The sequence below is a fragment of the Veillonella parvula genome (assembly GCF_018366295.1).
Taxonomy (GTDB): domain Bacteria; phylum Bacillota; class Negativicutes; order Veillonellales; family Veillonellaceae; genus Veillonella; species Veillonella parvula_P.
Genome location: NZ_JAGZIJ010000011.1, coordinates 28,313 through 42,045, shown reverse-complemented (window position 1 = coordinate 42,045; position 13,733 = coordinate 28,313). Strand labels below are relative to the sequence as shown.

Below are 13,733 nucleotides of genomic sequence, written 5' to 3'. Positions count from 1 at the left end.
ATTATAATAAGACTTAAAAAAACCGCAAGATAAAATTCTTGCGGTTTTTGTTCACTCTATAATAAGTTGGGCTTCGTAGTGTTGTAATAATAGCGCCACATTATCTTCGTCGTATTCGATTTGTTGTGACCATCTAGCAATTTGTTTTAATGGTTGTCCCTCTAAGGCGCTGGCTATAAGTATATAGTCAGTACCATCCTTTGCATAAGCTAAGATAGATTCCAAGGAATAGTCTGATAGCATATCGATTTGGCGATACAATATATATTGGTACACTTTGTTAAATAGGCTCATATCCTCTTGCTGTATATAGGTCTGTACGGATGTGATGAGTTGGTCTAGTTTACTAGATAATGTATTAACTTGTGCTGTCCAATTCTCATCGATGGGTTCCGTTTGTTTATATAGGTCTAATAGTTCTTTGAAAGACTGTTTTGAGGGCTTTGGCGTATATTTGAATAGATTAGGATCTAAATCAAAGGCTAATAATTCAAAAACATTGTGGAGTGTTAATCGCTCCTCAGAATTGAATTCATTATGGTCATCTTCAATTGTAAAAAGGAGTAAGTCCATTGGTTCTTGTCGGGCCAATAGTTCAACCGAAGCTTCACAAGATAATCCAACGCCACATAGTTCTAAGTCTTCAATGTATTTATAAAAGCGTGGATGCATATGACAGGTATCACAAAGTCCTTCTTCTCCCAATTCAAGAACTACTTTGCATAGACCTTTTTCATTGAGTAAGGGACACATAGGTTGTGCTTTAGAAAAGATAAAATGACTGCCTTCATCATCAACAGTGATGGCTTGGCGTAAGCTTTTACCAAGAGAACCTGTCATGGAATGATAACGTTCAGCAGTAGGCTCATCTATATCGATGGTCCACAGCTGACAACATGTATTTTCGCATCGATTGGCCTTGCATTGAAATTCGTGATATATAGTGGGGTAAATTGAAATCATAGTTAGCTCACATGTAGTTACAAAAATGAATCTATGTGCATTGTATCATAGGGTGCAGGTACATGCACTAATTATATAAATAAAGATTATAAACCGTGTTGATTTAGTGTATAATTGTATATATATTGTTATGATAACTGTTTGAGATATGGAGGAACCAATGAGATCATTTTTTGTAAAAGGTAGCCTTGTATTGGCCTTGGCAGCGGCATTTGGCATGCCAAATGCAAGTGCAGCCCCTTTAGTAGCTGTAGAGCCAACTGTGGCAGTTGTTGATGGCAACCATGCAGCAATTGTAGGAGCTAATGGTTTATTAAATGCCTTTATCCAAAATCATCCAAATGCTGGAATTACGGAAATCGCCTTTGATGCGGATGGAGGTCAAATTAAGTATGATGTAGAAGGTTTTGATGAAACTGGCAAATATGAGTTAACGTATATCTATGCTACTAATCAAATCTTTGAAAAACGTGAAGGGGACTTCCATAAATCGTTAAAGAAAAAATCTTTTGATCCACGAGAAATTTTACCTCCTGCAGCAGTGGTGAACTTTGCTTATGCCCAAACAAAAGGCAAAGCTGTGAGCCTCAACGAATGGGCTGTGCGCTATGATAAAGGTAAAATCGTGTACAAAGTTAGCTTTGGTACAGAAGATAATAAAGAGGTACATGTACGTATGGATGCAATGAACGGTAAATTGCTATCTGTTAAATTTGATGACTAATATATGATTGACTAGTTATTATATCTTAATAGTGCCTAGTTATTTTATTCTGAATATAATAATTAAATGCCTTAATACTGTTTTTCTTAAAAAAATAACTAGTATTGAGGCATTTTTTGTGAAAGTTTGCTCATGAATGTGAATTTTTAGATATCAATACGTGTATTTTGAAAGCCGTTTATCCCTTATATATGGGGTAAACGGCTTTTGACATGTTATTCATGGAATTTTTAAGTATAAAGTAAATCCCATAGGATTTTATAGGAATTATATATAAATTCATTCTAAACTCACTATAAAATAAGCATTTAATGGTTCTTCTACATTTTGACTTCATAGACTATCGATAGTATGTGTACCAGTCGAAAGACAAACTCAACTATATCTGCAATTTCCAAACTATATATCTACAAGTCCATGCTAGATATATGTTTTGGAACTTACATGATGACATTGAGTTGACTGGAAATATACATGCGTAAAGTTGCATGTATATGAATTAATAAGGAGGACAATATGAAAAAATCTATTTTAAAAAGTAGTATTGCTTTAGCAGTGGCTGGTGTATTTGGTGCCACTGTAGCTGTAACAGCAGCTGAACCAGTAACTCCAATGCCTGTTACGCAAGAAACAGCGAGTACAGCGACTCCAGCACAACCAGTTACTGATCCAGTAGTTCCTACTGTAGCGGTGGCTCCAGATGTGGCTACTACTGCAGTTGCACCTAAAACTCCGGTAGCTCCTGTAGCAGAAGCTAATCAAGTAGGTACAGCAGTTCGTAATACTACACCAGTTCCAACAGCTACACAAGATGTTAAAACACCAGTAGCTCAAGAAACTGTAGTGCCTAGTACAGAAAATCCTGCAGCAGCGGTCCCTTCTATTGAAACTGCATCTGTAGCTAAAGCTCCTAGTGAACCAAGAGTAGTACGCAGTGGTGATAAAAAATCTGATTCTGTAGCGAAGCATGGTAAAGAAGTTAAAAATACTAAAAAAGCTGCAGTAGATAAAGCGCCTAAAGTAAAAGTTGTGAAAGACGAAAAAAAAGCTGATAAAGAAGAGCCTACTAAAGAGGAAAAAAAAACTCTAAAAGTAGAAAATCACAACCTAGCACAACCAACCAGCAAGAAGGCGTAGTAGACCAAAATAGTATTTTCGTAGCTGGTGCTAATTATTTAATTGACCAATTCGAAAGCAAATTTGGAAACTCCAAAATTACAAATGTATCTTTCAAAACTCAAGGTAAAACTGCCATCTATGAAGTAGCTGGTTTTAATACTAGTGGTGCTCATTCTATGACTCTAGATGTGGCTACTGGTAATGTAACGGATGGTACTCCTAAAGCATATGACGCATCTATGGAAGCTAGTGCTATTGATGCCGGAACAGTAATACCTCCACATGTGGCAATTAATGCAGCTTTTGTACAGTCTGGCAAGGTAGCGACTGGTATTAATGCGTGGTCTCTTGCTAATCAAAATGGAAAATCACTATATACCATAGAGTTCCATGATGCACAAAATAAACCGATATCCGTTGTATTGGATGCTAAAACAGGGACGGTAGCAAAATAAGTTGATCTCCTATTCTATAGCGCTGTAAAGTAAACCCTTTCAAAAACGAACACTAAGCACTCAAAACTATACACACATAACATAAGTACACTTACACACACATACACAACACATAAAACACACAAAAACACACAATAAACAACACACACATTAAACAATTACACACAGCCCTCTGGATTGGATAGATAAACATTGACTCTCTCCTATGCCGTCTATCATTCAGAGGGCCCCTTATGAATTGTGGTTCCCTCCGAATCATAAGATTATATACTTGGTATATATACTCTCTCTCACAATAAGAACGTAACTGCTTTACAGCACGCTGGGTATAGGAGAGCAAGAAAGCCCGTATCACATGTAGACTTCTACATGTGATACGGGCTTTCTTTATTTTACATAGGTTAGATATATTGTGGTTAGATATATTGTCGTGGTACGCGCTCTGAGAATCCACAAAAGATTTCATAAGGAATTGTAGAAGCAAGGGCTGCAATTTCTAGTGCAGAAATGCTTTCATGACCTTGGGAACCTAGAAGAACCACCTTATCGCCTGGCTTTACGGTAATTGTATCTGGAACGGCGACCATGAATTGGTCCATACAAATGCGACCTACTACGGGGCAACGAGTGCCATGAATCAGTACGGTGCCTCGATTGGATAGACTACGAGGATAGCCATCCGCATATCCTACAGGAATGGTAGCAATCGTCATTGGCTCAGCTGTGATATAGGTAGATCCATATCCAATGCCTTCGCCAGCAGGTATGTGTTGTACATGAACAACTTCACTATGGAAAGATAAAACTGGTTTTAAGCCCAATCGATTTGGCACATCAAGGGATGGCATGATACCGTATTGAATAATACCAGGACGAGCATCTGTAAATAAACTGTCTTTGACAGATAAGAGCCCTGCACTGTTGGCGAGGGAGAAACGGTAATCTGCTTCTGGACGGAATGCTCGTATTTCATCTACCATGTGATGAAATTTTTGCGTTTGGCTATGGGCGTGTGATTGATCCGCCGCATCAGCATTGCTCATGTGGGAGAAGAATCCATCTATTTCCAAATTTTCGTAGGACTCAATGCGTTTGATAAACTCAATGGCATCCTCAGGCTTGATACCGATGCGATGCATGCCTGTATCGACGGCAACAGCAACGCGAATAATCATGTCGTGATTATCGGCTACTTTATCGAGTGCTTCCAAGTCTGTAGATTCACAAACAGCAGGAATGGAATTCGTATCTGCCACAAGCTCAAAAGATTGTGGCCTTGTGAGACCTAATAGATAAATAGGCACCATAATACCTGCGTTGCGAAGAGGTACAGACTCTTCCGGAATAGCAACGGCTAAGGATTCGTAACCTTCCTCCACAGCAATACGGCCCATCATAACGCTGCCGTGGCCGTAGCCATTGGCCTTGATAACAGCTGTAGATGTGCTCCACTCAGGCAAACTATCTTTAATTTTACGCAAATTCTCGCGAACGAGACTTGTATTTATGGTCAAATAGGTGGGTCTCATGGTATTCCTCAATTCTATATAACATTACTCTTATTTTATAACTTTTGGGGAATTACACAATACTTTTGTGAAAGTTTTATACAGAAAAATTAGTTATATTTTTAATTTTATAGCTCTTCTGCATATATTATATACAATAATTGTGAAAGAATACTAATTAATATGGTTAGATGTGTTATTTAGGCTATATATTATAGTATTATTTATATAAATGATGTTTTTGATTCTATAGATATTTGTACCAATTCTATAGATAATAGTATAATTTATATGCATAAATTCTTTATATATTTGATATATATCTATAAAAGTAATTGAGTAAACTTTTTCTTATTTTTTTAGTTGTTTAGGAGGTTCTCATGAGTGAACGTGTAGTAGTGGTAAACGCAAGTAAAATGAATTATGACCATGCATTAGATTTCTCCATATTATCTAATGATGTACAGGTTTATGATAACAGTACAAATACTGAGCTTATCGAACGCATTCAGGGTGCTCGCGTAGTAGTAACAAAAGAGATTTCTGTTACTGCTGAGTTACTTTCACAATTTCCAGATACAGTAAAGCTCATCGTAGAAGCCGGTACAGGCTATAATAATATTAACCTTGACGCAGCAAAGAAAAAGGGCATCACTGTGTGCAATATTCCTGCGTATAGCACAGAGCGTGTAGCACATACAGTGATCATGATGATCCTCAATTTTGCATCCACTATGCAGCAACAAATTGGTATGCTTGTTAAAGGTGATCGCAGCAATTTCACGAAATACCTTCAAGTGAGCCATACAGAAGTGAATGGTAAAACCTTAGGTGTTGTCGGAGCTGGTCATATCGGTATGGAAGTTATCAAAGTAGCAAAAGCGCTAGGTATGAACATCTTAGTGCATACACGTACACCAAAGGCTGATGGTGATGGCATTCGTTATGTAAGTCTTGATGAATTACTTGAAAATAGTGATTATATTACATTGCATTGCCCATTGAATGACCAAACTAAACATCTTATTAATAAAGAAACAATTGGTAAGATGAAGCCTAATGCAGTTATCGTGAATACGGGGCGTGGTCCTCTTATTAATGAAGCAGACCTTTGTAAAGCATTAGCAGCCAAACGCATTGCAGGTGCAGGTCTCGATGTACAAGAGGTAGAACCACCAGTTGAGGATAGCCCTCTTTATACCCTAGATAATGTTATCATTACTCCACACATGGGTTGGAAAGGCCTTGAAACACGTCAACGCTTGGTAGGAATCATTCGTGACAATGTACAAGCCTTCTTTAAGGGTGAACCAATCAATGTTGTATCTTGATAGAATTTTAATAATTATAGGGTCTTCGGAATATATAGTGGAATTACTTTCTTAATAGTTTAAAAACAACTGGTGTTTAAATCGGATTTTCTGGTGGGATGTTAGGATAATCAATAGTATTATATAAAAGTATCAATCACATACGAGTGATACTTTGGGGAAAAAATAAAATAGTCCAATTTACTTGACCGTGTACTATGGTACATGGTTTATAATATTCAGGGGGTGAAATAAGATGATTTATCGCATTAGTGAGTTTGCAGATAAATGTGGAGTTAATAAAGAAACGATCAGATATTACGAGCGAAAAAATTTATTACAAGAACCTCACCGAACGGAAGCTGGTTATCGGATATATTCATATGATGACGTTAAGCGTGTTGGGTTTATTAAACGAATACAGGAACTTGGTTTCTCTTTAAGCGAGATTTATAAATTACTTGGTGTTGTAGATAAAGATGAAGTTCGTTGTCAAGATATGTTCGAATTTGTTTCTAAAAAACAAAAGGAAGTGCAAAAACAAATAGAGGATTTAAAACGAATTGAAACTATGTTAGACGACTTAAAACAACGATGTCCAGATGAAAAGCAATTACATTCGTGTCCAATAATAGAAACATTAACATGAGAGATTAATTAACGAAAGGAGCTTTTTTATGAATAAATTTAAGGTAAACATTTCAGGAATGACTTGTACGGGTTGTGAAAAACACGTAGAATCAGCACTTGAAAAGATAGGTGCTAAAAATATTGAGTCTAGTTATCGTCGTGGTGAAGCAGTATTTGAACTGCCCGATGATATTGAGGTTGAAAGTGCAATAAAGGCGATTGATGAAGCAAATTACCAAGCCGGAGAAATTGAAGAAGTATCATCACTAGAAAACGTGGCGTTAATTAATGAAGACAATTATGACCTTCTTATTATTGGTTCTGGTGCTGCTGCCTTTTCTTCGGCAATTAAAGCTATAGAATACGGTGCAAAAGTTGGAATGATTGAGCGTGGAACGGTTGGGGGAACCTGTGTGAATATTGGCTGTGTTCCGTCAAAAACTCTTCTTAGGGCAGGGGAAATCAATCATTTATCAAAAGACAATCCGTTTATAGGTTTACAAACATCCGCTGGAGAAGTGGATTTAGCTAGTTTAATCACGCAAAAGGATAAATTGGTGAGCGAACTTCGGAATCAAAAATATATGGATTTAATTGATGAATATAATTTTGATTTAATTAAAGGTGAAGCAAAATTCGTTGATGCTAGTACGGTTGAGGTTAATGGGGCAAAGTTATCTGCAAAACGCTTTTTAATTGCAACAGGTGCATCGCCTTCGTTGCCCCAAATTTCAGGACTTGAAAAAATGGACTATTTAACTAGTACAACACTTCTTGAGTTAAAGAAAATACCAAAACGATTAACTGTAATTGGTTCAGGATACATTGGAATGGAGCTTGGACAACTATTTCATCATTTAGGTTCAGAAATAACGCTTATGCAAAGAAGTGAGCGACTTTTAAAGGAGTATGATCCTGAGATTTCAGAGTCAGTTGAAAAAGCGTTAATTGAACAGGGTATAAACCTTGTCAAAGGGGCAACTTTTGAGCGTGTTGAACAAAGTGGAGAGATAAAAAGGGTTTACGTAACAGTAAATGGCAGTAGAGAAGTCATTGAATCAGATCAGTTACTTGTTGCCACTGGAAGAAAACCAAATACGGATTCTTTAAATTTAAGTGCAGCAGGTGTTGAAACTGGAAAAAATAATGAAATCCTGATCAATGATTTTGGTCAAACAAGTAATGAAAAGATTTATGCAGCAGGAGATGTGACTTTAGGACCACAATTTGTATATGTAGCAGCCTATGAAGGTGGAATTATTACTGATAATGCTATTGGTGGATTAAACAAAAAAATAGATTTATCGGTAGTTCCTGCTGTTACGTTTACGAATCCGACGGTTGCAACGGTTGGTTTAACAGAAGAACAAGCAAAAGAGAAAGGGTATGATGTGAAGACATCTGTATTACCTTTAGATGCTGTTCCAAGAGCAATTGTAAACCGTGAAACAACCGGTGTATTTAAACTAGTAGCAGATGCAGAAACACTAAAAGTATTAGGGGTTCATATTGTATCTGAAAATGCAGGAGATGTCATCTATGCAGCATCATTAGCTGTTAAATTTGGCTTAACGATAGAAGATTTAACAGAAACCCTAGCACCATATTTAACAATGGCTGAAGGGCTAAAATTAGTTGCACTTACGTTCGATAAAGATATTTCGAAATTATCTTGTTGTGCAGGCTAAGGGAACTTTTTTACAACTCCCTATTCAAGTGAACCAGCTAATGCTTTAAGGGATTTTCTAAGTGCATTTGTGGTCACAAAAATAATTTAACACTGATGATTTCGACATCAAATCTATAATTGATACCTTAACACCGCTGAGTAATAAAGGATGAATAATATGTCAGACTTATTATCCCTACCAGACATTAAAACAATAGAACCGCCACAAAAAAATGAAACCGATATGACGTTTAAAGTTGAAGCAGTCGGACCACCTGAACGTTGTCCTGAATGTGGTTTTGACAAGTTGTACAAACACAGTTCAAGAAATCAACTAATTATGGATTTGCCCATTCGTTTAAAGCGAGTGGGCTTACAATTGAACCGTAGACGATACAAGTGTCGTAAATGCGGATCTACCTTCTGGGAACGCCTATATCTGTAGATGAAAAGCGTAGTATGACCAAAAGGCTTTTAAAGTCCATTCAAGAGCAATCCATGTCTAAGACCTTTGTAGAAGTCGCAGAAAGCGTTGGTGTTGACGAGAAAACCATTAGGAACGTTTTTAAGGACTATGTGGCACTCAAAGAACGTGAATACTAGTTTGAAACTCCTAAGTGGCTTGGGATAGACGAGATACATATTATCCGTAGACCTCGGCTTGTATTGACTAATATTGAACGCAGGACTATTTATGACATCAAGCCTAACCGTAACAAGGAAACAGTCATCCAACGTCTTTCAGAAATCAGTGACAGGACTTACATTGAGTACGTCACAATGGATATGTGGAAGCCCTACAAAGACGCAGTGAACACTATCCTTCCACACGCTAAAGTTGTCGTAGATAAGTTTCATGTAGTTAGAATGGCTAATCAAGCCTTAGAGATAACGTCAGAAAGTCTTTGAAAGCCCATATGAGCCAAAAAGAAAGACGTACCCTTATGCGTGAAAGGTTTATCCTTCTAAAGCGTAAACACGATCTAAATGAACGTGAATCATTCCTCTTAGATACTTGGTTAGGTAATCTTCCTGCTTTAAAAGAAGCCTATGAACTCAAAGAAGAGTTTTACTGGATATGGGATACTCCTGATCCAGATGAAGGTCATCTTCGTTATAGTCAATGGAGACACCGTTGTATGTCCAGCAACTCTAAAGACGCATATAAAGACCTCGTGAGAGCCGTAGACAACTGGCATGTTGAAATATTCAACTACTTTGATAAAAGGCTCACTAATGCTTATACGGAGTCAATTAACAGCATTATTAGGCAGGTAGAGCGAATGGGTAGAGGTTACTCGTTTGATGCCTTACGAGCCAAAATCCTTTTCAATGAGAAGCTCCATAAAAAGCGTAAGCCACGATTTAATTCAAGTGCTTTCAATAAAGCTATGTTATACGATACTTTCAATTGGTATGAAGTGAATGATCACGACATTACAGACAACTTAGGTGTCGATTTTTCCACACTTATTAAGAATTGGGAGAAGGGTGATTTATAAGCCCTTTTCCACCATAAAATCCGAATACCCTAATTATATAATAGGTTCTATAACGGCATGAAAGTAATTGTCTAATTTTGTAGGTGATTCTTTCATGCCGTTTTTTACCCACCATAACACCATTTCGACAAAACTACCTGAAATATGATTGATAATAAAGTCATCCGGTAGATTTGTATTTGCTTTACGGTCTTGATTGATGAAATATCCTTGTACCAACTCATTTAGATGATCTCTAAAATAGCGCAAAAAGATTTCGTTATTATCACTAGCTAGTAACTCAAGGATCTTATTTTCGTTTTGTTGCAAATGTTGTAATAAATGACCAAATACCGAAACAGGATGAATACTTTGTTGATACAGCCCATGAGCATGCGGTAAGTGATTAATACTATCTTTTATATGTAAAAATAAGTCTTCGCAGAGTGCTTCTAGCAATGCTTCTTTTGTGTCGAAATGAGCATAAAAGGTGGTGCGGCCAATGTCTGCGGCACTAATGATTTCTTGAACGGTGATTTTATCATACGCCTTATTAGATAATAATTTGTTAAAAGCTATAAATATGGCTTTACGAGTTTTTTTCTGCCTACGATCCATATTAACTCCTGTCATTCTTTTAGTACAGAATAGCGTATATGTTCCGTAATGAACATATGAGATGTTTTATATATTGTATTAAAACCATAGGTTGATACAATTAAAGTGAACAAGGTGTTCGCTATCGTAATTATTGTACTGTAAGTGTAGTCATAATTCAATTCATATTGGTAGTGAAAGTCTGATAAGGGGATTGTTGTATGGTACATCGAATACATGATATATTATCTGGTTTATATATGACGATTTTAGCGGGGCTATTTTTACTGCTTGATGGAATTCCGCATTTGATAGAAGAGTTTTGTGGACAGAGACTATTTCAAAATATAATCCCTTTTGAACCTTCCTGGATTACCGTTATTATTTGTGGTTTTCCTCTTGTATATTTATCTATACGAAGGATTATATATAATAAGGGGATTAGTAAAATCTCGTCAGCTTTATTGATTTCCATGGCTATGTTTGCGGCCATTGCTATTGGAGATATATTTGCGGCTGGTGAGGTCGCCTTTATTATGGCTTTAGGCGCTCTCCTTGAAGAAGCAACTACGGAGCGAGCAAAAAAAGGGTTAAAGAAGTTAATTTCATTAGCACCTGTTAAGGGTCGTAAAATACAAGATAACAAAGAAATGATGGTTCCTGTAGAGTCTATACAAAGTGGTGATTATTTACGAATCCTTCCGGGCGAAACGATGCCTGTAGATGGACGCATTATTAATGGTGAAACAACGGTAGATCAATCTATTATGACAGGAGAGTCTATTCCTGTTGATAAAACAATTGATGATGATGTATTTGGCGGAACGATTAACTGTTTTGGTGCCATAGATATTATAGCTACCAAAGTGGGCGAAGATAGTTCTATTCAAAAAATGATTCAACTTATTAAAAATGCGGAACAGAAACAGGCTCCGATTCAGCGTATAGCTGATATTGTTGCTAGTCGATTGGTTCCTATTGCATTGATGATTGCATGTATAGGCTATTTAGTAACTGGTAATATCATCGTCGGTGTTACTGTGTTGGTTGTGTTTTGTCCTTGTGCATTGGTGCTTGCTACACCTACTGCGGTTATGGCCGCTATTGGTCAAGCTACTAAACATGGCGTTATTATTAAATCTGGTGAAATTCTTGAAACTATGGGAAAAGTAGATACCATGGCATTTGATAAAACCGGCACATTAACACGTGGTCAGTTATCAGTTCAATCTATTTTAGCCGTTGATACAGATTATAGTGAGATTGATATTCTTCAATTAGCTGCATCTGTAGAGGCTAAGAGCGAACATCCTATTGGCAAGGCTATCGTTTCTCATGCCATAGAGCAAGATTTAGAAATACTTGATACTACTTCATTTACGATGTCTGTAGGTAAAGGGATTATAGCCGTAATAAAAGGTCGGGAATTATATTGTGGAAATGAACGATTTCTTGAAGAGCATAATATTATTGTATGTGATTCTATTCAAAAAGCCATTAATGTATATCGAAGTGAAGGAAAGGTATCTGTCATTATTGCAGATAAAGAGCATATTATAGGTATCATTACATTATCTGATACAATGCGAAATGATGCGATAAATATGATATCTGCTATCTCAAGCTTAGATATGACAACAGTATTACTTACTGGTGATAGTAAAGAAGCAGCTACATATATTGGAAAGAAATCTGGCGTTTCCGAAATACATGCGGAGCTTTTACCAGGAGAAAAAGTAAGTATTATCGAATCATTGCAAGGGAAACATCATAAGGTTTGTATGGTTGGCGATGGAATTAACGATGCACCGGCTATGAAGACTGCTGATGTGAGTATTGCAATGGGGACTATTGGTAGTGATATTGCCATAGAAACAGCAGACATTGCTTTGATGAGTGATGACCTTAGTAAAATTCCTTATATTAAACGATTATCAGATGCTACGATTAAAACTATAAAATTTAGTATTGCTTTATCAATGGTCATTAATTGTATCGCTATTATTCTCTCATTGCTTGAGGTTTTGACGCCTACTACAGGTGCATTAGTGCATAATGTGGGATCTTGTTTAGTGGTCCTCATCGCTGCCCGTTTGTATGATAGAAAGTTTATTTAAATGCAATAAGAGCCGTCCCCGGTTGTATGGGGGCGGCTCTATTGATTAGGGCTATCATAGATCAAGTCTTGGTATATATATTTATATATATCAAGGGAGGTAGTTATCCTCAAACTTGATTATGATTGATGTTGTGTTTTGATGGGACTCCACCAATGGCGTCTATAGGCCTTGATGCCTTCCACCACGGTTCTTGTCGCTTTAGCTGCAATATCTTTCGTTGCAGCTGGGATGCCCTCTAGGCGATAGGGAATACCTAACTCCTTATATTTAGCAATACCCATAACGTGATAAGGTAAGCAATCAACGGCTTGTAAATTTTTCAGAGATCCTAGGAAAAAGCCTAGACGATAGTGACGATCGGCATTATCTGTAATCGTAGGGACTACTACGTGACGAACCCAAATCGGAACTTCCACGTCTGCCGTCAATCGAGCAAACCCGAGAATGGGCTCTAACGGTTTACCCGTTAACCATAAATGCTTGGCTGGATCGATTTCCTTAATGTCTAGGATGACGAGACTAGTTACACTGAGTAATTTACGGTATGCCACCTCTTGGTGGGGGTCAAAACAAATTCCACTTGTATCTAAACAGGTATGGACGTTTCTTTCACGGAAATATGTGAAAAGCTCAATAACAAAGTCGATTTGCATAAGAGCTTCCCCACCTGTGACGGTGATACCACCATTAGTATAAAATTGGCGGTTACGTTCGTACTGGTCCCATAATTCCTTTACGGTCATGAATTTAGCATTATCGCTAGTTTCATCCCATGTATCAGGATTATGGCAATAAGCACAGCGCATGGGGCATCCTTGAAGAAATACCACCATGCGCATGCCTGGACCATCAACCGTACCCATCGTTTCAACCGAATGAATACGTCCAGTCATAGGAAACCTCGATTAGATACGTTGATGGAATGTACGGGAAATAACTTCGTCCTGTTGTTGTTTTGTCAATTTGTTGAAGTGCACCGCATAACCGGATACACGAATCGTCAATTGAGGGTACAACTCAGGATGTTTTTGAGCGTCTAACAATGTTTCACGAGTAAACACGTTAACGTTCAAATGATGGCCGCCCTTTTGGGAATAACCATCCAATAACTCTACCAAGTTATCAACTTGTTGGTTGCTCATGGGTATAACCTCCTT

Annotated in this window: 12 protein-coding genes and 1 pseudogene; 8 read left to right on the top strand and 5 right to left on the bottom strand. The window is 37.3% G+C overall.

Translation table 11 applies throughout. The features are described from left to right. Positions 1-51 precede the first annotated feature (51 nt). Entirely contained in the window at positions 52-963 is a 912-nt protein-coding gene (gene fliB / locus KHY58_RS09015; RefSeq protein ID WP_278473145.1) for a flagellin lysine-N-methylase, read from the bottom strand. 160 nt (positions 964-1,123) lie between these two features. Between fliB and KHY58_RS09010 the strand changes: the two genes are divergently transcribed. The 3 genes from KHY58_RS09010 (at position 1,124) to KHY58_RS09000 (ending at position 3,261) form a co-directional block, all read left to right on the top strand. Beyond that, positions 1,124-1,687: a PepSY domain-containing protein gene (locus tag KHY58_RS09010; protein ID WP_012863831.1), complete on the top strand. Its 564-nt coding sequence runs from the start codon at positions 1,124-1,126 to the stop codon at positions 1,685-1,687. A gap of 516 nt (positions 1,688-2,203) precedes the next feature. Continuing rightward, on the top strand, positions 2,204-2,824 hold the full coding sequence (locus KHY58_RS09005) for a hypothetical protein (RefSeq protein WP_004693968.1): 621 nt from the start codon (positions 2,204-2,206) through the stop codon (positions 2,822-2,824). A gap of 158 nt (positions 2,825-2,982) precedes the next feature. Continuing rightward, a complete protein-coding gene (locus KHY58_RS09000) occupies positions 2,983-3,261 on the top strand; it encodes a PepSY domain-containing protein (protein WP_004693966.1) in 279 nt (92 codons plus the stop codon). Between the two features lie 416 nt (positions 3,262-3,677). Here the strand turns inward: KHY58_RS09000 and alr are convergent, their stop codons facing one another. Beyond that, entirely contained in the window at positions 3,678-4,790 is a 1,113-nt protein-coding gene (gene alr / locus KHY58_RS08995) for an alanine racemase (RefSeq protein WP_004693964.1), read from the bottom strand. A 359-nt stretch (positions 4,791-5,149) separates the two neighbouring features. Between alr and KHY58_RS08990 the strand changes: the two genes are divergently transcribed. The 4 genes and pseudogenes from KHY58_RS08990 (at position 5,150) to KHY58_RS10040 (ending at position 9,880) form a co-directional block, all read left to right on the top strand. Next, positions 5,150-6,100: a 2-hydroxyacid dehydrogenase gene (locus KHY58_RS08990; RefSeq protein WP_278473144.1), complete on the top strand. Its 951-nt coding sequence runs from the start codon at positions 5,150-5,152 to the stop codon at positions 6,098-6,100. A 235-nt stretch (positions 6,101-6,335) separates the two neighbouring features. Beyond that, a complete protein-coding gene (gene merR, locus KHY58_RS08985; RefSeq protein WP_001863748.1) occupies positions 6,336-6,728 on the top strand; it encodes an Hg(II)-responsive transcriptional regulator in 393 nt (130 codons plus the stop codon). A 28-nt stretch (positions 6,729-6,756) separates the two neighbouring features. After that, positions 6,757-8,397, top strand: a complete 1,641-nt coding sequence (merA, locus tag KHY58_RS08980) for a mercury(II) reductase (protein WP_001031935.1) — start codon at positions 6,757-6,759, stop codon at positions 8,395-8,397. A 159-nt stretch (positions 8,398-8,556) separates the two neighbouring features. Continuing rightward, positions 8,557-9,880 (top strand): annotated as a pseudogene (locus KHY58_RS10040) (ISL3 family transposase). Positions 9,881-9,913: 33 nt separating this feature from the next. Here the strand turns inward: KHY58_RS10040 and KHY58_RS08955 are convergent. After that, positions 9,914-10,477, bottom strand: a complete 564-nt coding sequence (locus KHY58_RS08955) for a TetR/AcrR family transcriptional regulator (RefSeq protein ID WP_278473120.1) — start codon at positions 10,475-10,477, stop codon at positions 9,914-9,916. 200 nt (positions 10,478-10,677) lie between these two features. Between KHY58_RS08955 and KHY58_RS08950 the strand changes: the two genes are divergently transcribed. Then, positions 10,678-12,573 (top strand): heavy metal translocating P-type ATPase, encoded by a 1,896-nt coding sequence (locus tag KHY58_RS08950; RefSeq protein ID WP_012863834.1) that lies wholly within the window; start codon positions 10,678-10,680, stop codon positions 12,571-12,573. Positions 12,574-12,692: 119 nt separating this feature from the next. Here KHY58_RS08950 and pflA read toward each other — a convergent pair whose 3' ends face one another. Together pflA and grcA3 are read right to left on the bottom strand one after the other, a co-directional pair. Next, complete coding sequence (gene pflA, locus KHY58_RS08945) at positions 12,693-13,469, bottom strand: pyruvate formate-lyase-activating protein (protein WP_004693958.1); 777 nt, start codon at positions 13,467-13,469, stop codon at positions 12,693-12,695. A gap of 12 nt (positions 13,470-13,481) precedes the next feature. Beyond that, a complete protein-coding gene (gene grcA3, locus KHY58_RS08940) occupies positions 13,482-13,718 on the bottom strand; it encodes an autonomous glycyl radical cofactor GrcA3 (protein ID WP_004693956.1) in 237 nt (78 codons plus the stop codon). Positions 13,719-13,733: the final 15 nt, after the last annotated feature.

Bases quoted from the DNA above. Each gene is read 5' to 3' on its own strand.
- KHY58_RS09005 (WP_004693968.1), top strand. From the start codon at position 2,204: ATGAAAAAATCTATTTTAAAAAGTAGTATTGCTTTAGCAGTGGCTGGT.
- KHY58_RS08955 (WP_278473120.1), bottom strand. From the start codon at position 10,477: ATGGATCGTAGGCAGAAAAAAACTCGTAAAGCCATATTTATAGCTTTT.
- KHY58_RS09000 (WP_004693966.1), top strand. From the start codon at position 2,983: ATGACTCTAGATGTGGCTACTGGTAATGTAACGGATGGTACTCCTAAA.
- fliB (WP_278473145.1), bottom strand. From the start codon at position 963: ATGATTTCAATTTACCCCACTATATATCACGAATTTCAATGCAAGGCC.
- KHY58_RS09010 (WP_012863831.1), top strand. From the start codon at position 1,124: ATGAGATCATTTTTTGTAAAAGGTAGCCTTGTATTGGCCTTGGCAGCG.
- pflA (WP_004693958.1), bottom strand. From the start codon at position 13,469: ATGACTGGACGTATTCATTCGGTTGAAACGATGGGTACGGTTGATGGT.
- grcA3 (WP_004693956.1), bottom strand. From the start codon at position 13,718: ATGAGCAACCAACAAGTTGATAACTTGGTAGAGTTATTGGATGGTTAT.
- KHY58_RS08950 (WP_012863834.1), top strand. From the start codon at position 10,678: ATGGTACATCGAATACATGATATATTATCTGGTTTATATATGACGATT.
- alr (WP_004693964.1), bottom strand. From the start codon at position 4,790: ATGAGACCCACCTATTTGACCATAAATACAAGTCTCGTTCGCGAGAAT.
- merR (WP_001863748.1), top strand. From the start codon at position 6,336: ATGATTTATCGCATTAGTGAGTTTGCAGATAAATGTGGAGTTAATAAA.
- merA (WP_001031935.1), top strand. From the start codon at position 6,757: ATGAATAAATTTAAGGTAAACATTTCAGGAATGACTTGTACGGGTTGT.
- KHY58_RS08990 (WP_278473144.1), top strand. From the start codon at position 5,150: ATGAGTGAACGTGTAGTAGTGGTAAACGCAAGTAAAATGAATTATGAC.